Source organism: Janthinobacterium sp. CG_23.3 (assembly GCF_046115965.1).
Classification (GTDB): Bacteria; Pseudomonadota; Gammaproteobacteria; order Burkholderiales; family Burkholderiaceae_D; genus Janthinobacterium.
On sequence record NZ_JBJXIB010000001.1, the window covers coordinates 147734 to 166928 of the forward strand.

The following is a 19195-nucleotide window of genomic DNA, read 5'->3' on the forward strand; positions in this document are numbered from 1 at the left end:
ATCGGAAAATAAAGTCAAAATGTTGTCGGAAAGCGACACACTTTGCGAAAACACACTTCTGGGCTACCCTGTGGACCCGCCGACTCCGCGATCCGCCCATGCCCGCCACCCTCGATTACCACGCCATCCTGGCAACCATCCACGCCGACGTGCAGCCGCTGTTGGCGCATGGCAAGGTGGCCTCGTATATACCGCAGTTGTCGACCGTCTCGCCGCGGCACTTCGGCATGGCCGTGTATTGTCTGGACGGCAGCACTTATTGCGTCGGCGACGCCGAACACAAGTTTTCGCTGCAGAGCGTGACGAAGCTGTTCGCGCTGGCGCTGGCGTTCTCGCGCGAAGGCGACGCGATCTGGGCGCGGGTCGGGCGCGAGCCATCCGGCAACCCGTTCAATTCGCTGGTGCAACTGGAGTACGAACGCGGCAAACCGCGCAATCCCTTCATCAACGCCGGCGCGCTGGTCATCAACGACATCCTGTCGAGCCGCTTCGTGCAGTCCGATATCGCCATCCTGCAATTCGCCCGCCTGATCGCCGACCAGCCCCACGTCGACTTCGACCTGCTGGTGGCGCAGTCCGAGCGCGCGACCGCCGACCGCAACTACGCCATCGCCCACCTGATGAAAGACTTCGGCAATCTGCACAATCCGGTCAAGAGCGTGATCGACAGCTATTGCCGCCAGTGCTCGATTACCATGACATGCGCCGAACTGGCCAAGGCCGGCGCCTTCCTGGCTAACCACGGCACGGTGCCGTGGAGCGGGACGCGGATTCTCGACGCCAGTTCCGCCAAACGGCTGAACGCGCTGATGCTCACCTGCGGCACCTATGATGCGGCCGGCGATTTTGCGTATCGGGTGGGCTTGCCGGCGAAAAGCGGCGTCGGCGGCGGGATATTGGCATTGGTGCCGGGGGAACTGGCGGTGGCGGTATGGTCGCCAGGGCTGGACGCCACCGGCAACTCGCTGGCGGGTACCTACGCGCTGGAACGCTTCACCACACTGACGGCCCGCTCCATTTTCTAAACGATGCGGCGCGCCTTGGCGACAGATTAAGGCGTGTTGCGCTGCGCCTCGGGCGCCGGCGGCGTGTCGTCGAAACTATATTCCAGCAACATGTGCGCGGACTGGCCGTCGGCGCCGCTGGAAGTCGAGCGGCCGTGGCCCTTGATGCCGGTCAGTTCGCCGGTGCCGGAACCCGACAGCACGTTCAGCACGCTCTCGGAGCGGCCCGCGTCGATCGAACCCACGTGCTGCAAAATGAAGCCGCCGGTACGGTCGCCGATGCGGCCGGAGAGAAATTCAAGTCCGACGAATTTGGCCAGGGCGGCGCCGGGAGCGTAGGTGATGCACTCGAACCGCGCTTCCGCTTCAATGTCGCCTTCGTACCTGTGATTGACCTGGGATTTGGTGAAGCCGGTGCCGTGGTCGAACTTTTCGTTCATACCGTGGATTCTGATGTTGCCGAGTGCTTGCATATGATCCCCACCGCGTAAAAAGGCCTGTATCAACACGTACGTCAGCGCGAACCCGCCCCCTTGTGGGCGACCGATTCACGGTGAGTTGTTACTGTTTGGGTGTATGGTTGCTGGGCCTGCATTCCACCGCTCACTCCGCTGTGCGATACACGCTCATGAGCGGAACTAGCCATAATCCTGACCGCCGACGATGCCAGTATGTTTGGCATTCGTTTGCAGTCAGGAATTACAGTATTTCAAAGTTGTCATATAATGTCCACTCACAATTTCGCATATACCATGTGGTTTTGTTATAGGGTCAAGCGATCCCTCCCATCCCGCCTCAGCAAGGAGTAAGCAAACGTGCTTCAGTTTCGACAAATCGAGGCATTTCGTTGCCTGATGACATCCGGCACCAGCATCGGCGCCGCCCGCAAGATGAACATTACGCAGCCCGCCGTCAGCCGCCTGATCGCCGACCTGGAAGACACGCTGAGCCTGCGGCTGTTCAACCGCGCCAAGGGGCGTCTGGAGCCGACCACCGCCGGCGTGCGCTTCTACCGCGCCGTGGAGGAGAACTTCCTCGGGCTGGAGCGCCTGAGCCAGGTCGCCGCCAGCATCCGCAACGAGACGCCCGAGGGCATCACGATTGCCTGCCTGCCGGTGCTCTCGACCACGATCCTGCCGCTGATCTTGCGCGAATTCTTGAAGTACCACCCGAACGTGCCGGTAACCGTGGACAGTTGCGGCGGCGCCGAAATCCTGATGCGGCTGCAGGACATGAAGGTCGACATGGCGATCTGCCTGGCGTTCCCGCCGCTGGCCGGCATCGAAGTCGAACCGCTGATGCGGGTAAAAGTGATGTGCGCGATGCCGGAAAACCACAGATTGGCGTCGCAGGAGATCATCAGCCCGCAAGACCTGGAGGGGGAAAACATGATCGGCTGGATTCCGGTGGCGGCCCAGCATTACGGCATGGAGCAAGCCACGCTGAACCAGGCCGGCACCCGCGTGCGCCACGTGATCAAGACCCACACCTCGCACACCCGTTACGCGATGGTGGCCAACGGACTCGGGCTGTCGATCGTGGAACCGTTCGCCGCGAAAATATGGCGCGGCCACGGCGTGGTGGTGCGCCCGTTTTCGGCGAACATCAGTTATGAATACGTGCTCGCTTATCCGGGCGGTAGTATCCGCTCGGAGTTAATGCACGACTTCCGCGACGCCGCCATCGCCGTCGCCAAGCATTATGACTTCGGCTTCGCCTGTTAATTGATCGTTGCGTGAAGTCGGCGGGCCGCCTATGCTGAAATCGGTGGTGTCGATCGCCCCCGGCGCCGCTGAAAAAAGCGCTCCCATAGCAAAAAGCCCGTCTGCGACAAACGGGCTTTTTGCGTTTCCACCGGGCTGGCCGGGATAGTTCTTACTTCTGGACGGAGCCGTTCTTGACTTTCTGGCGGTCCCGCTCATAGTCCTCGTAACTGGTGCGGTTGCGTTGTTTGCACGAATAGCGGTCGGTCTCGCTAAGCAGGCTGTCGCAATACGCGCCGACGCGGTCTTGGTTGATATCGTAAAGCACACTGCAACCTGAGTTAGCTATGACGGCGAAAAATAACAGCAACTTGATGGATTTCTTCATAGCGAACGTAAATTATTGACGGGGTCGGAAAATAAAATAAAGCTGGGTACATGGTAGTGGCAGCTTCGCTCGGGGTATCGGATAAGTATAAACCGGTGAAATTAGTCTACCATGCGCGCCGGCGCTTTTTCAATGTTTAACTAAAACGCTTTGTTTATTTGAATGTTTATTCGCCGCGCAGGGAATCTAGCCAGCGCCGCACCTGTTGCGCGACCCAGGCGCCGTCGTCAAGCGGCAAGTCGTGGCCGGCGCTGGCGTGCAGCCGGCACGGCGCGCCCCAGTGCTCGGCCAGGCGCAGCGAACAGCGCGCGTCGACCAAGCGGTCGTTGCTGCTGGCCAGCACCAGCGTGGCCGCCGCCGGCCGCCGCGGCGGCGCCCGGTAGCGCGCCGCCGACAGCAGTTGGCGCAATGCGTTGGCGCGCGCCACCGGGTAGTCGCGCTGGTAGCCGATCCAGCGCGGCAGCAAGCCGGCGCGGCCGGCGCCGTCGGCGCTGGTCAGGCGCAGGATCAGCCGTTCCTGGCGCGCCGCGCCGCCCAGCAGCGCCAGTGCCGCCAGCGCGCCGTAGTTCTGCCAGCGCAGGCGCCGGTAGAACGGACTGAACGGGCGCATGCTGGTGTTGATCAGGACCAACGCGGCGATTTCGTCCGGATAGCGCGCCGCCCATTCGACCGCCACCATGCCGCCCAGCGACAGCGCCAGCACGTGGTAGGGTGCGGCGCAACCCTGCGCGGCCAGCTCGCCGCGGCAAAACTCGACCATGTCGGCAACCCGCGACGCGCTCGCCATGCGGTGGCGCGTGCCGTTGCCCGGCAAATCGGGCGTGACGATGCGCGCCTGCGGCACAGCCTGCCCGAACTGCGCGGGAAAGGCGTCCCAGTGGCGTTGCTCGCGCATCAGGCCGCGCAGGAATACCCAGGTGCTCATCGCTGGTGCTGGTGGGCGTACCAGCGCGCCATCGCGTCGGCCTCGCGGGCCTGCCGCACCAACCCTTCGGGCAGCCAGCGCCGGTAGCCGCAGGCGGCGCGCGCCAGGAAGTCGAGCCAGACGGTGTGACTGCGCAAGACCCGCTGCAAGCGGTGTTCCGGCTTCGGATTGAACATGCCCAGGCGGCTGAACAACTGGCGCGGATTTTTCTTGACCCACAGCCAGGACCCCATTTCCAGCGTCAGCGGCAGGAACACCCGTTCGCTGTCGCGCACCGCGTTCAGGTACAGGTAGTCCCACAAGTCGCCATGGGTGCGGTACTGCCGGCTTTGCGGCTCGAACACATAGTTATGGTTCGGGTGGCTTTGGCTAAACAACTGCTCCAGCGCGCCGATGTCGGCCAGATGCGCGATCGGCGCGGCCGTGTGGGCGTGCGGAAACCAGATGCGGTCGCGCAAGCCGAAACCGGAGTGGCAGTCGAGCGCCAGGCTGAACTCGCGCGGCAACAGCTCCCGCTCGACGACGCGGCAGACGGCGCGGCTTTCCGCCTCCATCGGCGCGCCGAGCGGCCCGCGATACCACGGCAGGCGCGGGCTGTAGCGTTGCCCGCCGAGTAGGAACGGCACGGTTTCAAGCGAGTCGACCGGGGCGTTGCGCATCAGGTCGACGCCGTGTGGATTGCAGCGGGTCGAGCACCACATGCCGCCGGGATTAATCAGCGGCATGAACACCAGCCGCACCGCCTGCAATTGCTGGTGCAACACGTGGTCCCAGCGCAGCCGCGCCAGCAGGCTTTGCAGGAAGGCCAGCAGCACCTGCGTGCCGATCCGTTCCAGGCCGTGGATGCCGCCGAAAAAGCCGACGGCCGGCACGTCCAGGCTGGGGTTGCCCAGCGCCACCGTGTAGACCGGCAACTCGTGCGCCCCGACCCGCACCGCGCAACTGGTGCTCACCTCCACCTGCGCCCCGCCCTCTTCGATCAGGCGTTCCAGGATGAGTAATTCGGGGAGCTTGGTCTCGATCATGTCGGGCGCGGTGGCGTTGTTTGAACCACCATGGTATCCGCTCGGGGACCCCGCGCGTGCTGTTGCACTAAAAGAAACTCAACGATATCAATCATTGAGTAAAGGATTGTTGGCGGCAAATTCCACCAAATGGTCGAGGAAAGCCCGCACCCGGGCCGGCATGTAGAGCTGCTGCGCCCACACGGCGTAGACGTTGCGCGGCTCCGGCATCCATTGCGGCAACAGGCGCACCAGCGTGCCGGCGACGATGAGGTCGCGGCACTGCAATAGCGGACACAACGTAATGCCGAAGCCGGCCTCGGCCATCTCCACCACCAGCCGCATTTCGTTGACGCGCAGACGGGCCTGCGGCTCGATCACCTCCTCGGCGCCGCTGGCCGGGTTGCGCAGGCGCCAATGGCGCAGCGGCTCGGCCACCAGCAACGCGTGCCCGTGCAGGGCTGCGACGTCGTCCGGCGCGCCGGCCTGCGCCAGATACGCCGGCGACGCCACCAGCACCAGCCCGGCGTTGCCGAGGCGGCGCCGCATCAGCGTCGAATCGTGCAGCGCGCCGATGCGGATGGCCAGGTCGGCGCCGCTGCCGACCAGGTCCTGGATCTGGTTCGACAGTTCCATTTCCAGGTTGATCTCCGGGTACAGGCGCATGAAACTGATCAGCGCCGGCGTCAGCAAACCGCTGGCGAAGTTGACCGGCGCCAGCAGACGGATGTTGCCCGACAGCGCGCCCAGGCTGGCATCGAGGCGCTGCGTGGCCTGGCGCAGCGCATGCACCAGCGGACGACACTGCTCGTAATATTGCCAGCCCTCGGCGGTCGGCTGCATGCGCCGGGCGCTGCGGTTAAGCAACTGGTAGCCCAGCTTGCGTTCCAGCTTTTGCAGGCGCCGGGTGACGGTGGCAGCGGGCACCGCCTCCTTTTCGGCTGCGGCGCTCAGGCTGCCCGCCTCGACAATGGCGACAAACAGGGCTAGATCGTCCAGCATGATGTCATTTGTGGAATTTGAGATTAAAGATATCGCCCTAGTATAGAACTTTGCAATTTGTTAGGCTATGCTTATAACAACTTTTGACCGGGAATGCATCATGTCGGACGCCATACGCCTGCGTATTACCTTTGCGTTTTTTATGTCCTTGCTGATGACGGTGCTGATGAGCATGTGGGTCACCTGGCTCAACATCGGTTTCCATCCCGATTTCCTGGCCCGCTGGCGCCATGCTTTCGTGGCGGCGTGGCCGGTCGCCTTTTTCGCGGTGATGTTGTTCGCGCCCAAGGTGAACGGCTTGAGCCAGCGCCTGCTGCGGCGCTTTCCGCGCCGCGACACCAAGGTGTAAGCGCACGCGGAAGGCCGCGCGGCCTTATACTTGCCATGCCACTATTGAGCGGGGGAATGTCCATGCTTGACCATGTATCCGTGACGGTTGCCGACCTGGACAGGGCCGAACGCTTCTACGACGCCGTCTTCGCCGCGCTCGGCGTCGTCAAGGTCGGCTCGGACCACGCCGCAGCCTGGATCGGCTACGGCGAGCGCTGCGACGCCGACCATCCGCAGCGCAGCTATTTTTCGGTGCGCCACGGCCCGCCGCCGGACGACGCGCCACGGCGGCACTACTGCTTCAAGGCGCCCAGCCGCGCCGCAGTCGAGGCGTTTTGGCGCGCCGGCCTCGCGCACGGCGGCGTCGACAACGGCGCGCCCGGCCTGCGCGACTACCATCCGTCCTACTACGCCGCCTTCCTGCTCGACCCGGACGGCAACCGCATCGAAGCGGTCTGCCACCGCGCGCCCTGAAACGCCAACGGCGTTTTCCGGTGGACGCCGGCGCCGCCAGTGCCTCAACTAGCCTCATTGATTTGCAGGGCGGCCGCTGCGTCAACCCAATCGTGACAGCGGACCAGCCGGCACCGCTTGGCCATATCCGCCATTGTAAATGCAATCGATTTGCGTTAATCTATCGCTATTGCAAGATAACTGCAATAAGAGCAACAGTACCGTGCCGCCGCCCCCGGCGCTGGAGAGTGCATCGCCGCGCTGGTGCGGCCATCAGGAGAACATTATTTATTTGCACCCAATTCAGCGCGCTCTGGCGCTGCTTCCGCTTGCCAGCTGTTCCGTCGCGGCCACCATAACCGCCGCGGCCGCATCGGCGCAACAGGCGCCGCGGCAAGGCGAGCAGGCGGACCAGGTAGTGAACATCACCAGCCAACGGCAACATTACCGCGGCTTGTCGGCAACCGCTGCCACCAAGACCGAGACCTTGCTCAAGGACTTGCCGCAAAGTGTACGCGTGTTGACCGCCGACCTGCTGCAAGACGTCGGCGTCACCAGCCTGGCCGGCGCGCTGGAGCTGGCCAGCGGCATCTCCCGACAAAGCGACCTGGGCGGACTATCGGACAGCTACGCCATGCGCGGCTTCACCGGCGACCCGAATTTCGGCTCCGATTACCTGGTCAACGGCTTTAGCAGCAGCCGCGGCTACAACGGCCTGCGCGACATCGCCGGCACCAACAGCGTCGAGGTGTTGAAGGGGCCGGGCTCAGCCCTGTACGGCCGCGGGGAACCCGGCGGCACCGTCAACATTAGCACCAAGAAACCGCGCTTCGCGCCCGCCCACGCCGCCGAGTTCTCGCTCGGCAGCCAGCGCAGCCGGCGCGGCGCGGTCGACCTGACCGGCCCGCTCGGCGTTACCGTGGCGTTTCGCCTGAACGCGTCGCACCAGCGCGCCGACAGCTTCCGCGACACCCTGCAGAGCGAGCGCAGCTTCGTGTCGCCGTCGCTGCTGTGGCTGATCGGCGAGCACACCACGCTGTCCTATGAAGTCGAGGCGAGCCGGCAGCGCGCGCCGCTCGACCGCGGCGTGCCGGCGGTCAACGGCAGGCTCGGCGCGCTGCCCAATTCGCGCTTCCTGGGCGAGCCGGGCGACGGCGACGTTCGCGTCAGCTCGCTCGGCCAGCAATTGTTCGTGCAACACGAGCTGGGCCAGGACTGGAAGTTGCAAGCTGGCTTGTCCCACCGCGACAGCGAGCTGGCGGGCTTTTCGACCGAGGCCAACAATGTGCTGGCGGACGGCCGCACGCTGCGCCGGCAACGCCGCCACCGCGATTTCTCCGCCACCGACAAGTCGGCGCGCATCGAGTTGCTGGGCACATTCGCCAGCGGCGCGCTGATCCACCACACGCTATTCGGCGTCGACGCGTATCGCTTCGACGACCGCCGCGTCCAGCTGCGCCGCAATCCGTCGGCGGCCAACCCCTACGCGATCGACTTGCTGCAACCGGTCTACGGCGCCGTCGCCGCCGCGCTGGCGCCATCCGTCGACACGCGGGAAAACCAGCGCGCCCGCGGCGTTTACCTGCAAGACCAGGTCGACCTGGGGTCGCAATGGAAGGCGCTGGCCGGCGTACGCTACGATACGTATGAGCAAAGCGTCGCCAACCGCCGCCAGGCCGTCTCGACGACGCAAAGCCTGGGCGCCGCCAGCCCACGCCTGGGCTTGGTCTACCAGCCGGCCCCCAGCGTTTCGCTATACGCCGGCGCGGCCGGCGGCTTTCGTCCGAACAGCGGCGTCAGCGTCGACAACCGCGCCTTCCCGGCCGAACGCAGCAGCTCCTACGAAGCCGGCGCCAAGCTTGAAACGGCCGACGCCAAGCTGAGCGGCACCATGGCGCTGTACCGGATCCGCAAGAAGAACGTGCTGACCACCAACCCGGCCAACACCGACTTCTCCATCCCGGCGGGCCAAGTCGGCAGCAAGGGCGTCGAACTGGACGTCGCGGGCGAAGTGGCGCGCGGCTGGCGCCTGTCCGCCGCCTACGCCTACACCGACGCCAGCGTCACCAAGGGCGACCACGCCATCGTCACAGGCAGCCGCCTGCCCAACGTCGCCAGGCATAGCGCCAGCGTGCTGCTGGTGCCGTCGTTTCGCCTGGGCGCGGGAACGGCGAGCATCGGCGCCGGTTTCAATTACGTCGGCGAGCGCGTCGGCGACGTCGCCGTGTCCAGCGCATTCAGGCTGCCGGCCTACACCACCGCGAGGCTGCTCTCCTCGTATGCGCCGAACCCGCGCCTGCGTATCGCCTTGAACGTCGACAATCTGTTCAATAGAAGCTTTTACGCCAGCTCCTACAGCCAATTGTGGGTGGCGCCCGGCGCAGAGCGCAATGTTACGCTAACGATCAACCAAAAATTCTAGGCGCAACCGGGACGGGCGCAGCGCCATGCAAACAATAAACTACGGCGCGGCGTCGCCGACTACGGCAGCGGCCACGCTGCGCGGGCGCATCGCCGCCATCGACGCCATGCGCGGTTTCGTCATGCTGCTGATGCTGATCGACCACGTGCGCGAGACCTTTTTCCTGCACATGCAGGTCAGCGACCCGATGGACGTCGCGGGCACGCAGCCGGCGCTGTTCTTCACGCGCCTGCTGGCGCATTTCTGCGCGCCGATATTCGTCTTCCTGAGCGGCCTGTCGGCGTGGTTGTACGCCCACCCCGCCGCCGGGCCGCGCAGCGCCACCGCTTTCCTGCTGAAACGCGGCTTGCTGCTGGTGGCGCTGGAACTGGGGCCGGTGAATTTCGCCTGGTCGGGGCAGTTCCCGCCGCACATACTGTACTTGCAGGTCATCTGGGTGATCGGCCTGTCCATGCTCGCGCTGGCGCTGCTGCACCGGCTGCCGCCGGCGTTGCTGGCGGCGCTGGCAGTGTTGATCGTGGCCGCGCACAACGCCCTCGACGGCCACCACTTTGCGCCGGGCGGCGCGGCGCACATGTGTTGGACCGTACTGAAACAGCGCGGCTATCTGCTGGCCGACGGCGCCGTCATGGTAAAAATCAGCTATCCGCTGCTACCGTGGATAGGCGTCATTCTGCTCGGCTACGTCAGCGGCCCGCTGTACGCCCCCGCCGTGCCGGCCCAGCGCAGGCGGGTGGTGTTGCGCGGCGCCGGCGTGGCCGCGTTGCTGGCGCTGGCGCTGCTGCGCGGAAGCAATGTGTACGGCGAGCCCCTGCCCTGGCACCACGGCGCCACCGACTTGCAGACGGTGATGTCGTTTCTTAACTTTACCAAGTACCCGCCTTCGCTGGATTTTGTGCTGATGACACTGGGCGTTGGCCTGCTGGCCTTGGCGTGGCTGGAATCAGCCGAAGGCCGCTACACCCGCGTCATCGCGACCTTCGGCGGCGCGCCGATGTTTTATTATCTGCTGCACCTGTATGTGCTGCTGGCGCTGCGCGTGGGACTGGAAAAATGGCTAGACCTCGGCCCCGGCCAGCGCGCTTCCGCCTCGCACGTCGGGCAATTGTGGCTGATCGCCCTGGCGCTGATACCGCTGCTGTACTATCCATGCCGATGGTTCGCCGGGTACAAGCGCCGCAGCACGCTGGGCTGGGTGCGCTATATGTAGTATCGCTGTATGTGGGCGGAAAACCACGGAGGCTGGCGTTGCTGTACTGCATAATCGCCGCGAGCGTCGCCTGGATTAGAAATTGGCAATCAGATTCGCGCGAAGTGATCGCGATTCGACTGGATGAAAATGCACGTCGAACTTCCCTTCCGCGGCTTCACCCGGCAGTCGCGATGCGTAAGCATAGTCAATCGCCGAATCTCGCCGGTTGGTCAGGTTGTACACTTCAACGGTAAACCGCAGTTTCGGCGAGAACTTGTAGCCAATACGGGCGTTGACGGTGCCGGTCGCTTTTGAGCGCACGCTATCGTCTTCGATCAGCGGCCGAGGGCCAAAGTAGCGCAGTTGCACAGCGCCGAACCACGGACCGAGGTTATCGACAGCGAGCGCGAGCGAAGCCACCCCTTCAATCGAGCCGGGAATATGCTGACCGGCCGGATCGGCATCGCGGTAACGCGTGCGTGCGTATGCAATGTCCGCGTCAACGGTCAGCCATGAAGCGAGCTTATAATAATTGGACAGTTCGAAGCCATTACGCCGGCTAGGTCGGCCGGTGTCCGCGGTTGAGCCGGCATCGCCTGCGAAAAGTAATTCGGAATCGTAGTTGAGCTGATACAGAGCCAAGTTGGTCTGCAAGCCCTTTACAAATTCAGTCCGCGCACCGAGTTCCATGCCGCGCGATTGCACAAGCGGCGCTTCCTGGACCGCCGGGGTGTCCGGATTCTTTGGATCGACGCGAATAGTGGTGCCGCGCGCGTCATTGCTATGAAAGCCGCGGCCGAGGTTGACATAGAATTCCGTCTTTTCCCAAGAGCCTAAAATCAAGCTAAGCTTCGGACTTGCCTGACTGCCGCTCGCCGTGCCGGTATTGATAGCGAGGTTGCTGTCGACAGCATTGCGATAATAATCCCCTCGCACGCCGATAACGCTGCGCAGCCACGGATTCCATTTGACGGCGTTTTGCACGTAAACGCCGGCGCTACGTTCGCGCACATGGTCTTGGCGCGTCGTCGCCAGCCGCACCCGTGCTTGCGTGTCGTACAGGCCATTATGAATATCATCGGCTTGCAATTGCAAGCCCACGGTCGTCTCGGATGGGCGGCCCAATGCCGAATGCCGCCATGAATGGGTGGCATTGAGTCCAAGCGTGCTGCGTCGGTCTGGCTGGCTGAACTGGTCCCCCGTTTCAGGATGGTCCAAAAAGTAGGTGAAATTCGAGTACAGGTCCAGCTGATTATGGATCAGATAAGCGTTAACCCTGGTCGCGTCGCCGTCGCCGGTGCGCACCCACGCACCCGACAGGCTAAAACGCTGCGCTTTGCCACCGTCCGTCGGATCGATGGTATCGAAGCGGCTCTGCAGCAGTCCGCTGTCGATAGCACGTTGCGGTATCTGGTCGGTCGCATTCCAGTGGGCCTTGTAGCCCATCAACGTGACGTTAAAGCCATTCGTCTCGCTTCCTTCGCTATACCGGAGCACGCCGTTGAGTTTCCGGTAGCCGTCCTTGTTGACGAATGGGCCGTCGTTGCGCAAAAGTTCCATCGCATAAAGCAGATTGCCCTTGCCTACACTCGGCGAGTCCGCGATCAATGTGCGCGCATAGCCGTTTTGACCGATGCCGATACTGGCGATTCCTTGTGCCAGGGTATTCGCGTAATTCACACTGACCGCGCCGGCCGAGGCGAAGTCGCCTTGCTCGGCACTGTAGGGCCCCTTCACGTACTCAAGATAAGACGTCAGTTCCGGAATCAAAAAATTAACGTCGGTCCAGCCTTGTCCGTGCGCATGGGTGCGTTGGTTGACCAGCATGCCGTCGACGCTTGTCCGCAAATCGGTGCCATGGTCCAGGTTCAGGCCCCGCAAATAGAACTGGTTCGCCTTGCCTTCGCCACTGTGCTGGCTGACGAGCAGACCTGGCATAACCTCCAATAATTCGCCCGGACGATATACCGTGCGCGCTTCGAGCTGCTTTTGGGTTACCACTCCGGCGCTGGCCGATTCGGCTACGCCAAGCTGGGTCGGACGCGATCCCTCCACAACAACGATAGGCGCGACCAACGCGGTATCGGTCGCTAATACCGGCGCACTGAACAGGAAAGCGAGCGCCATAGCCAATGGCTTGCGCGTAGCGTGAAGAGGCATATCTAATCCAATCGTTAATCAATATGACGAAAAAAAGCATCATACAGATGTAAGTTGTTTACACAACAATGGATTCATCAAAATACAATTTCTTTTCTTGGGGGGGGGGGCGGTGCAGCGACGGCCGCGGATTCGCGCCGCCCGGTGCTCGCCGACGCAGACGGTCGAGAGGGAGAATCGCCGGTCGAATTGGCCGCGTTTAACCGTCCCTTTTCCTCGGATTGTGGCTTATGATTCATATTTGCAACTTAACCAGAAAAACAAGGACGTCCATGACTCTTTCCGAATCCATTCGCACGTGTTTTACGAAATACGCCGACTTCACCGGCCGTGCCTCGCGCTCGGAGTTCTGGTGGTGGTTTTTGTTCACTTTCCTGACGTCGGCGGCCCTGAGCGTGGTCAGCGATAAGTTGTCGGCCGTTTTCTCCATCGCCACGCTGCTGCCAGCGATTGCCGTCGCCGCGCGCCGGCTGCACGACACGGACCACAGCGGCTGGTGGCAATTGCTGTGGTTCCTTCCGATCATCGGCTGGATCGTGTTGCTTGTGTGGTGGGTTCAAGAAGGCAAGGCGTCCGCTCGCTTCGACCGCCCAAGCTAATACCGCCAAACACGGCGGCAACCGGTCGCGCATAACAAAACGGCCCCGCGAATCGCTTCGCGGGGCCGTTTCCATGTGTGCGCCATTAACCGTTGAAGGTTTTGCCTTCGGCGGCCAGTTTCACCAGCAGCGGCGCCGGGGTCCAGGCGTCGCCGTGGCGACCCTTCGCGTATTTCTCCATGGCGCTGAGCACGTTCGGCAAGCCGACGGTGTCGGCGTAGAACATCGGGCCCCCGCGGTACAGCGGGAATCCGTAGCCGGTCAGGTAGACCATGTCGATGTCGGAGGCGCGCAGGGCGATGCCCTCTTCGAGTATCCGCGCCGCCTCGTTGACCAGCGAGTACACCAGCCGCTCGACGATTTCCTGGTCGCTGATCTTACGCCGCTCGACGCCGCTGTCGGCCGAGTGCTTGACGATCATCGCGTTGACGATGTCCGAGGCGTAGGCTTTGCGGTCGCCCGCCTTGTAGTCGTACCAGCCGGCGCCGGTTTTCTGGCCGAAGCGGCCCAGCTCGCACAGCAGGTCGGCGGTTTTCGAGTAGGTGATGCCCGGCGATTCGACGTAGCGGCGCTTGCGGATGTACCAGCCGATGTCGTTGCCGGCCAGGTCGCCCATGCGGAACGGCCCCATTGCGAAGCCGAATTTTTCAAGCGCCTTGTCGACCTGCTCCGGCAGGCAGCCCTCTTCCAGCAGAAAGCCGGCCTGGCGGCTGTATTGCTCGATCATGCGGTTGCCGATGAAGCCGTCGCACACGCCCGAGACGACGCCGGTCTTTTTCAGCTTTTTCGACAGCGCCAGCGTGGTCGCCAGCACGTCCTTGCCGGTGGCGGCGCCGCGCACGATTTCCAGCAACTTCATAACGTTGGCCGGGCTGAAGAAGTGCGTGCCGACGACGTCTTGCGGGCGCTTGGTGAAGTTGGCGATCTGGTTCAGGTCCAGCGTCGAGGTGTTCGACGCCAGGATCGCGCCGGGTTTCATTACTTCATCGAGTTTCTTGAAGACGGCTTCCTTGACACCCATCTCCTCGAACACCGCTTCAACGACGATGTCGGCCTGGCCGATGTCGTGGTACGACAGCGTGCCGCTGATCAGCGCCAGGCGCTGGTCGAACTTCTCCTGCGTCAGCTTGCCTTTTTTCAGGGTGTTTTCGTAGTTCTTGCGGATCGTCGCCAGGCCCTTGTCGAGCGCCTCTTGCTTGGTTTCCAGCAGGATCACCGGAATGCCGGCGTTGACGAAGTTCATCGCGATGCCGCCGCCCATGGTGCCGGCGCCAATGACGGCGGCCTGCTTGATGGCGCGGGTCGGCGTGTCGGCCGCTACGTCCGGCACTTTGCTGGCGACGCGCTCGGCGAAGAAGGCGTGGCGCAGCGCTTTCGACTCGTTCGACTGGATCAGTTGCATGAAGCGCTCGCGCTCGAACTTCAGGCCGTCCTCGAATTTCATCGTCACCGAGGCGGCCACGGTTTCCACGCATTGCAGCGGCGCCGGGAACGGGCCGGACATGGCTTTGACGGTATTGCGCGAGAATTGCAGGAAGGCTTCGTGGTTCGGGTAGTCGACCTTGCGCTCGCGCACCTTCGGCAGCGGGCGCGCGTCGGCGACCTTGTTGGCGAAGGCGATCGCGGCGTCCATCAGGTCGGCGCCGGGGGCGGTCACTTCGTCGAACAGCGCGGTGTTGGACAGTTTTTCCGACGCCACCGGGGTGCCGGAGACGATCATGTTGAGCGCCATTTCCAGGCCCAGCACGCGCGGCAGGCGCTGCGTGCCGCCGGCGCCCGGCAACAGGCCGAGTTTGACTTCCGGCAAAGCCATCTGCGCGCCCGGCGCGGCGACGCGGTAGTTGCAACCGAGCGCCAGCTCCAGGCCGCCGCCCATGCAGACGCTGTGGATCGCCGCCACCACCGGCTTGGTCGCGTCTTCCACGGTGCGGATCAGCGTGTGCAGGCTGGGTTCGGCCAGCGCTTTCGGCGAATTGAATTCCTTGATGTCGGCGCCGCCGGAGAAGGCTTTGCCGGCGCCGGTGATGACGATGGCCTTGACGGCCTGGTCGGCCAGCGCCTTCTTGATGCCGTCGACCGCGGCGGTGCGGGTCGCCAGGCCCAGGCCGTTGACCGGCGGATTGGCTAAGGTAATAACGGCAACGGAGCCGGTGACGTGGTATTCGGCGCTCATGTCTCTTCCTTTTAGTGAAAACTTCAATTCGGTAAACGCAGTGTCTCACTATACCGCAAAAAGCACGGTCGTATTATTTATTTACGGGGGGCGTTAATGTTGATATCCCGCAAATTCAACGGCGGGGATGCGTGCGCTGCGCCCTACACCTCCAGCCACTCCCTGCGCACGCCCGCGTCGGCGCGCAATTGTTCCGGCGTGCCCTCGAACACCATGGCGCCGCGGCCCATCACGTAGACGCGCTGCGAAATGTCCAGCGCGATCGCCAGTTTCTGCTCCACCAGCAAGACCGACACGCCGCGCTCCTTCAGCGCCAGCAGATAGTGCGCCACCAGCGCGACGATCTTCGGCGCCAGCCCCTCGGTCGGCTCGTCGATCATGATCAAATCCGGGTCGCCCATCAGCGTGCGGCACAAGGTCAGCATCTGCTGCTCGCCACCCGATAATACCCCGGCGGCCACCTGGCGCCGTTCCTGCAGGCGCGGGAACATCCGGTACATATCGTCCAGGCTCCAACGCCCCGACTGCACATTCTTCTTGCGCCCTAGAATCAGGTTTTGTTCGACCGTCAGCGTCGGGAAGATGTCGCGATTTTCCGGTACGTAACCCAATCCCCTGTGGGCGATCTGGAACGCCTTCAGGCCGAGGATGTCCTCGCCCTTGAAGCGCACCGCGCCGCTCGCCGTCACCTGCCCCATCGCCGCCTTCACCAGCGTCGAGCGGCCGACGCCGTTGCGTCCCAGCAGGCTGACGATTTCGCCCCGGCCGACCTGCAGGTCGACGCCGTGCAAGACGTGGCTTTTGCCGTAGTAGGCGTGCAAATTTTGAATATCGAGGATCGCGCTCATGCCGCATGCTCCGTGTCGCCGCCCAGGTAGGCGGCCTGCACCGCCGCGTTGGCGCGGATGTTGGCCGGCGTGTCGCAGGCGATCACTTCGCCATACACCAGCACGGCGATTCTGTCGGCCAGGCCGAAGACCACGCTCATGTCGTGCTCGACCATCAGCAGCGTCTTGCCGACGCTGACTTTGCGGATCAGCTCGACGGCGGCGTCGGACTCGGAGCGGCTCATGCCGGCGGTCGGTTCGTCGAGCAGGATGACGTCGGCGCCGCCGGCGATGGTGATGCCGATTTCCAGCGCGCGCTGCTCGGCGTAGGTCAGCACGCCGGCCGGCACGCCGCGCTGGCGTTGCAGGCCGATCTCTTCGAGTACTTGCTCGGCGCGTTCGTGGGCGTCGCGCAGGCCGTTCAAGCGCTGCCAGAACGAATAGCGGTAGCCGAGCGACCACAGTACCGCGCAGCGCAGGTTTTCGTACACCGTCAGCTTGTCGAACAGGTTGCTGATCTGGAAGCTGCGCGCCAGCCCCAGCCGGTTGATTTGATACGTTTTGAGCCGGCTGATGCTGGCGCCGTTGAGCACGATGTCGCCGCCGCTGATCGGAAACCGTCCCGATACCAGGTTGAACAGCGTTGATTTGCCGGCGCCGTTGGGGCCGATCACGGCCACGCGCTCGCCCTTGGCCACGGCCAGGTTAGCGCCGCGGATGATGTCGGATTTGCCGAAACTCTTGCGCACGTCGCGCAATTCCAGTGCGTATGGCGCGCTCATCGGCCTGCCCCTTTCTGTTGCGCCGAAATATCGGCGTTGACGTCGCTCCAGAGCGTGTAAAAACCCGGCTGCAGGCGGCGGTAGCCCAGCACGCCGAACAGCAGCAGGGCGCCGGCGACCAGCCACGGCAGCGCCGCCCGGGTGTCCGGCTGGAAGCCGAACAGCGGCATGACGCTGCCGTTGGCCGATTCCAGCGTCAGGTGGTAGAGCATTTCGATGCCGGCCACCAAGCCGAGCACGCCGGCCAGCGTCACCGCCACCAAGCCCAGCAGGCGCGGCCCGACCAGGCCGAACCGGCCGGCCGAGGCCACCCGCACCAGCATCAGCAGCAGGCTGGCCAGTCCGGCCGGGGCGTAGCGCACCATGACGATGAAAAACAGGCCCAGGTAGAGTTGCCAGGCGTGGCTGAAGTCCGACAGCAGCACCGAGAACAGCACGCCGACGATGGCGCCCAGCAGCGGCCCGAAGAAGAAGCCGATGCCGCCGATGAAGGTGAATAGCAGGATGGCGCCGGAACGCGCCGCGCTGACGTTCTCGGCGCTAACGATCTCGAAGTTGATCGCCGACAGGCCGCCGGCGACGCCGGCGAAGAAGGACGACAGGATCAAGGTCAGGTAACGCACCCACTGGGTGTCGTAACCGATGAAGCCGACCCGCTCGGGATTGTCGCGCACCGCGTTGAGCATGCGCCCCAGCGGCGTGTGCGTGAAGGCGAACATGGCGACGGTGCCCAGGAACAACCAGAACGCGATTAGGTAGTACACCTGGATCTGCGGGCCGTAGCTGATGCCCAGCACCGGCGCGCCGATGACGCGGTTGGTGGTGACGCCGCCCTCGCCGCCGAAAAAGTCGGGGAACATCAGCGAGGCGGCGAACACCAGTTCCACCAGGCCGAGCGTGATCATGGCGAAGGTGGTGCCGGACTTCTTGGTCGTCACGTAGCCGAACAGCATGCCGAAGAACATGCCGGCGACGCCGCCGAGCAGCGGAATCAGGCTGGTCGGCAGGCCCGGGCCGCCGGCCGCCGTCAGGTTCATCGCGTGGATCGCGCAGAACGCGCCGAGCCCGGCGTACACCGCGTGGCCGAACGACAACATGCCGCCCTGCCCCAGCAGCATGTTATAGGACAGGCCGAGTAGCATCATGGTGCCCATCTGGCACAGCAGGGACAGCGCGCCTCCCTTGCTGAACAGCAGCGGCGCCACGGCCAGGGCCAGCGCGTAGCCGCCCCAGACCAGGTAACGCGGCAGGTTCATCGGCGCAAAACTAATCGAGCTGAGCGTTTTCATTCGCGTGTCCCCATCAAACCCTTCGGACGAAATATCAGCACCAGCACCAACAGCAGGTACGGCAGGATGGCGGCGCTTTGGGCGATCGTCACCTTCAGCACCGCGTAGCCGGGCGTGGCCGGACCCGGCGCGGCGCCCAGCAGCTTGAGCAGGCTCAGCAGCGAATAGTCGAGCGCCACGGCGTAGGTTTGCAGCACGCCGATCAGCAGCGAGGCGAGGAAGGCGCCGGCCAGCGACCCCATGCCGCCGACCACCACCACCACGAAAATGATGCTGCCGACCGTGGCCGCCATGGCCGGCTCGGTGACGAAGGCGTTGCCGCCGATGACGCCGGCAAGACCGGCCAGCGCGCAGCCGCCGCCGAACACCCACATGAACAGCCGCGGCACGTTGTGGCCGAGCGCCTCGGCCGCTTCGGGATGCGTCAGCGCCGCCTGGATCACCAGGCCGGCGCGGGTGCGCGTGAGCACCAGCCAGATCGACGCCAACATCGCCAGCGCGACCAGCATCATGAAGCCGCGGTAGATCGGAAAGCTGGTGGAAAACAGCGTGAACAGCGGGCCGTCCAGCTCTTTCGGTATCGGATAGGCAACCGCGGCGCGGCCCCATATCAGTTGCACCAGTTCGACCACCAGATAGGACAGGCCGAAGGTGAATAGCAACTCGGGGATGTGGCCGTACTTGTGCAGCGGGCGCAAGCCGTAGCGTTCGACCAGCGCGCCGAGCAGGCCGACCGCGCACGGGGCCAGCACCAGCGCCGGCCAGAAGCCGATGCTGGCGCTGATAGTATGGGCCAGATACGCGCCCAACATATAGAAGCTGGCGTGGGCGAAGTTAAGCACGCCCATCATGCTGAAAATCAGGGTCAGGCCGGAGGACAGCATGAACAGCAGCAGTCCATAGCTGACCCCGTTGAGCAGGGTAAACAGGATGAATTCCATT

At 63.8% G+C, this 19195-nt stretch carries 18 protein-coding genes; 7 read left to right on the top strand and 11 right to left on the bottom strand.

What is annotated here, in order from left to right; translation table 11 throughout:
- Positions 1-98 precede the first annotated feature (98 nt).
- On the top strand, positions 99-1025 hold the full coding sequence (locus ACFDR9_RS00565; RefSeq protein ID WP_017875614.1) for a glutaminase: 927 nt from the start codon (positions 99-101) through the stop codon (positions 1023-1025).
- 26 nt (positions 1026-1051) lie between these two features.
- Here ACFDR9_RS00565 and ACFDR9_RS00570 read toward each other — a convergent pair whose 3' ends face one another.
- Positions 1052-1444 (bottom strand): DUF3224 domain-containing protein, encoded by a 393-nt coding sequence (locus tag ACFDR9_RS00570; RefSeq protein WP_409029716.1) that lies wholly within the window; start codon positions 1442-1444, stop codon positions 1052-1054.
- Between the two features lie 375 nt (positions 1445-1819).
- Between ACFDR9_RS00570 and ACFDR9_RS00575 the strand changes: the two genes are divergently transcribed.
- Positions 1820-2728: a LysR substrate-binding domain-containing protein gene (locus ACFDR9_RS00575; RefSeq protein ID WP_026132626.1), complete on the top strand. Its 909-nt coding sequence runs from the start codon at positions 1820-1822 to the stop codon at positions 2726-2728.
- Between the two features lie 151 nt (positions 2729-2879).
- On the opposite strand, the gene ACFDR9_RS00580 is transcribed toward ACFDR9_RS00575, so the two are convergent.
- The 4 genes from ACFDR9_RS00580 to ACFDR9_RS00595 form a co-directional block, all read right to left on the bottom strand.
- Positions 2880-3035, bottom strand: coding sequence for a hypothetical protein (locus ACFDR9_RS00580; protein ID WP_409029717.1), 156 nt, complete (start codon positions 3033-3035; stop codon positions 2880-2882).
- A 226-nt stretch (positions 3036-3261) separates the two neighbouring features.
- The gene (locus ACFDR9_RS00585) at positions 3262-4020 is read right to left on the bottom strand and encodes an alpha/beta fold hydrolase (RefSeq protein WP_409029718.1); all 759 of its coding nucleotides are present in this window, start codon (positions 4018-4020) and stop codon (positions 3262-3264) included.
- The gene (locus ACFDR9_RS00590; protein WP_017875619.1) at positions 4017-5045 is read right to left on the bottom strand and encodes a M14 family zinc carboxypeptidase; all 1029 of its coding nucleotides are present in this window, start codon (positions 5043-5045) and stop codon (positions 4017-4019) included. The genes ACFDR9_RS00585 and ACFDR9_RS00590 overlap by 4 nt, the downstream gene beginning before the upstream one ends.
- 87 nt (positions 5046-5132) lie before the next feature.
- A complete protein-coding gene (locus tag ACFDR9_RS00595; protein ID WP_409029719.1) occupies positions 5133-6026 on the bottom strand; it encodes a LysR family transcriptional regulator in 894 nt (297 codons plus the stop codon).
- A gap of 100 nt (positions 6027-6126) precedes the next feature.
- On the opposite strand from ACFDR9_RS00595, the gene ACFDR9_RS00600 reads away from it, so the two are divergent.
- The 4 genes from ACFDR9_RS00600 to ACFDR9_RS00615 all read left to right on the top strand — a co-directional run bounded on the left by ACFDR9_RS00600 (position 6127) and on the right by ACFDR9_RS00615 (position 10441).
- The gene (locus tag ACFDR9_RS00600) at positions 6127-6375 is read left to right on the top strand and encodes a DUF2798 domain-containing protein (RefSeq protein WP_017875621.1); all 249 of its coding nucleotides are present in this window, start codon (positions 6127-6129) and stop codon (positions 6373-6375) included.
- Positions 6376-6431: 56 nt separating this feature from the next.
- Positions 6432-6830 (top strand): VOC family protein, encoded by a 399-nt coding sequence (locus tag ACFDR9_RS00605; RefSeq protein WP_409029720.1) that lies wholly within the window; start codon positions 6432-6434, stop codon positions 6828-6830.
- 397 nt (positions 6831-7227) lie between these two features.
- A complete protein-coding gene (locus ACFDR9_RS00610) occupies positions 7228-9231 on the top strand; it encodes a TonB-dependent siderophore receptor (protein ID WP_409029721.1) in 2004 nt (667 codons plus the stop codon).
- Between the two features lie 25 nt (positions 9232-9256).
- Positions 9257-10441 carry a DUF1624 domain-containing protein gene (locus ACFDR9_RS00615; RefSeq protein WP_409029722.1) on the top strand — a complete coding sequence of 395 codons (1185 nt, stop codon included), beginning with the start codon at positions 9257-9259 and terminating at the stop codon, positions 10439-10441.
- A gap of 75 nt (positions 10442-10516) precedes the next feature.
- On the opposite strand, the gene ACFDR9_RS00620 is transcribed toward ACFDR9_RS00615, so the two are convergent.
- Complete coding sequence (locus tag ACFDR9_RS00620) at positions 10517-12583, bottom strand: TonB-dependent receptor (RefSeq protein WP_409029723.1); 2067 nt, start codon at positions 12581-12583, stop codon at positions 10517-10519.
- A 272-nt stretch (positions 12584-12855) separates the two neighbouring features.
- Here ACFDR9_RS00620 and ACFDR9_RS00625 point away from each other — a divergent pair, with 272 nt between their 5' ends.
- The gene (locus ACFDR9_RS00625) at positions 12856-13182 is read left to right on the top strand and encodes a DUF805 domain-containing protein (RefSeq protein ID WP_017875630.1); all 327 of its coding nucleotides are present in this window, start codon (positions 12856-12858) and stop codon (positions 13180-13182) included.
- Between the two features lie 85 nt (positions 13183-13267).
- On the opposite strand, the gene ACFDR9_RS00630 is transcribed toward ACFDR9_RS00625, so the two are convergent.
- The 5 genes from ACFDR9_RS00630 to ACFDR9_RS00650 all read right to left on the bottom strand — a co-directional run bounded on the left by ACFDR9_RS00630 (position 13268) and on the right by ACFDR9_RS00650 (position 19194).
- Positions 13268-15355 (bottom strand): 3-hydroxyacyl-CoA dehydrogenase NAD-binding domain-containing protein, encoded by a 2088-nt coding sequence (locus tag ACFDR9_RS00630; RefSeq protein ID WP_409029724.1) that lies wholly within the window; start codon positions 15353-15355, stop codon positions 13268-13270.
- A 143-nt stretch (positions 15356-15498) separates the two neighbouring features.
- Positions 15499-16203 carry an ABC transporter ATP-binding protein gene (locus ACFDR9_RS00635; protein WP_409029725.1) on the bottom strand — a complete coding sequence of 235 codons (705 nt, stop codon included), beginning with the start codon at positions 16201-16203 and terminating at the stop codon, positions 15499-15501.
- Positions 16200-16964 carry an ABC transporter ATP-binding protein gene (locus tag ACFDR9_RS00640; protein ID WP_409029726.1) on the bottom strand — a complete coding sequence of 255 codons (765 nt, stop codon included), beginning with the start codon at positions 16962-16964 and terminating at the stop codon, positions 16200-16202. Before ACFDR9_RS00640 ends, ACFDR9_RS00635 begins: the two co-directional genes overlap by 4 nt.
- Complete coding sequence (locus tag ACFDR9_RS00645; RefSeq protein ID WP_409029727.1) at positions 16961-18253, bottom strand: branched-chain amino acid ABC transporter permease; 1293 nt, start codon at positions 18251-18253, stop codon at positions 16961-16963. The genes ACFDR9_RS00640 and ACFDR9_RS00645 overlap by 4 nt, the downstream gene beginning before the upstream one ends.
- Positions 18250-19194, bottom strand: a complete 945-nt coding sequence (locus ACFDR9_RS00650) for a branched-chain amino acid ABC transporter permease (protein ID WP_409029728.1) — start codon at positions 19192-19194, stop codon at positions 18250-18252. The genes ACFDR9_RS00645 and ACFDR9_RS00650 overlap by 4 nt, the downstream gene beginning before the upstream one ends.
- Between the last annotated feature and the right edge of the window lies 1 nt (position 19195).

What these genes read in the sequence shown, in the direction of transcription:
- ACFDR9_RS00565 (WP_017875614.1), top strand. Translation starts at nt 99, where the DNA reads ATGCCCGCCACCCTCGATTACCACGCCATCCTGGCAACCATCCACGCC.
- ACFDR9_RS00650 (WP_409029728.1), bottom strand. Translation starts at nt 19,194, where the DNA reads ATGGAATTCATCCTGTTTACCCTGCTCAACGGGGTCAGCTATGGACTG.
- ACFDR9_RS00630 (WP_409029724.1), bottom strand. Translation starts at nt 15,355, where the DNA reads ATGAGCGCCGAATACCACGTCACCGGCTCCGTTGCCGTTATTACCTTA.
- ACFDR9_RS00625 (WP_017875630.1), top strand. Translation starts at nt 12,856, where the DNA reads ATGACTCTTTCCGAATCCATTCGCACGTGTTTTACGAAATACGCCGAC.
- ACFDR9_RS00600 (WP_017875621.1), top strand. Translation starts at nt 6,127, where the DNA reads ATGTCGGACGCCATACGCCTGCGTATTACCTTTGCGTTTTTTATGTCC.
- ACFDR9_RS00620 (WP_409029723.1), bottom strand. Translation starts at nt 12,583, where the DNA reads ATGCCTCTTCACGCTACGCGCAAGCCATTGGCTATGGCGCTCGCTTTC.
- ACFDR9_RS00635 (WP_409029725.1), bottom strand. Translation starts at nt 16,203, where the DNA reads ATGAGCGCGATCCTCGATATTCAAAATTTGCACGCCTACTACGGCAAA.
- ACFDR9_RS00605 (WP_409029720.1), top strand. Translation starts at nt 6,432, where the DNA reads ATGTCCATGCTTGACCATGTATCCGTGACGGTTGCCGACCTGGACAGG.
- ACFDR9_RS00615 (WP_409029722.1), top strand. Translation starts at nt 9,257, where the DNA reads ATGCAAACAATAAACTACGGCGCGGCGTCGCCGACTACGGCAGCGGCC.
- ACFDR9_RS00595 (WP_409029719.1), bottom strand. Translation starts at nt 6,026, where the DNA reads ATGCTGGACGATCTAGCCCTGTTTGTCGCCATTGTCGAGGCGGGCAGC.
- ACFDR9_RS00585 (WP_409029718.1), bottom strand. Translation starts at nt 4,020, where the DNA reads ATGAGCACCTGGGTATTCCTGCGCGGCCTGATGCGCGAGCAACGCCAC.
- ACFDR9_RS00640 (WP_409029726.1), bottom strand. Translation starts at nt 16,964, where the DNA reads ATGAGCGCGCCATACGCACTGGAATTGCGCGACGTGCGCAAGAGTTTC.
- ACFDR9_RS00590 (WP_017875619.1), bottom strand. Translation starts at nt 5,045, where the DNA reads ATGATCGAGACCAAGCTCCCCGAATTACTCATCCTGGAACGCCTGATC.
- ACFDR9_RS00645 (WP_409029727.1), bottom strand. Translation starts at nt 18,253, where the DNA reads ATGAAAACGCTCAGCTCGATTAGTTTTGCGCCGATGAACCTGCCGCGT.
- ACFDR9_RS00570 (WP_409029716.1), bottom strand. Translation starts at nt 1,444, where the DNA reads ATGAACGAAAAGTTCGACCACGGCACCGGCTTCACCAAATCCCAGGTC.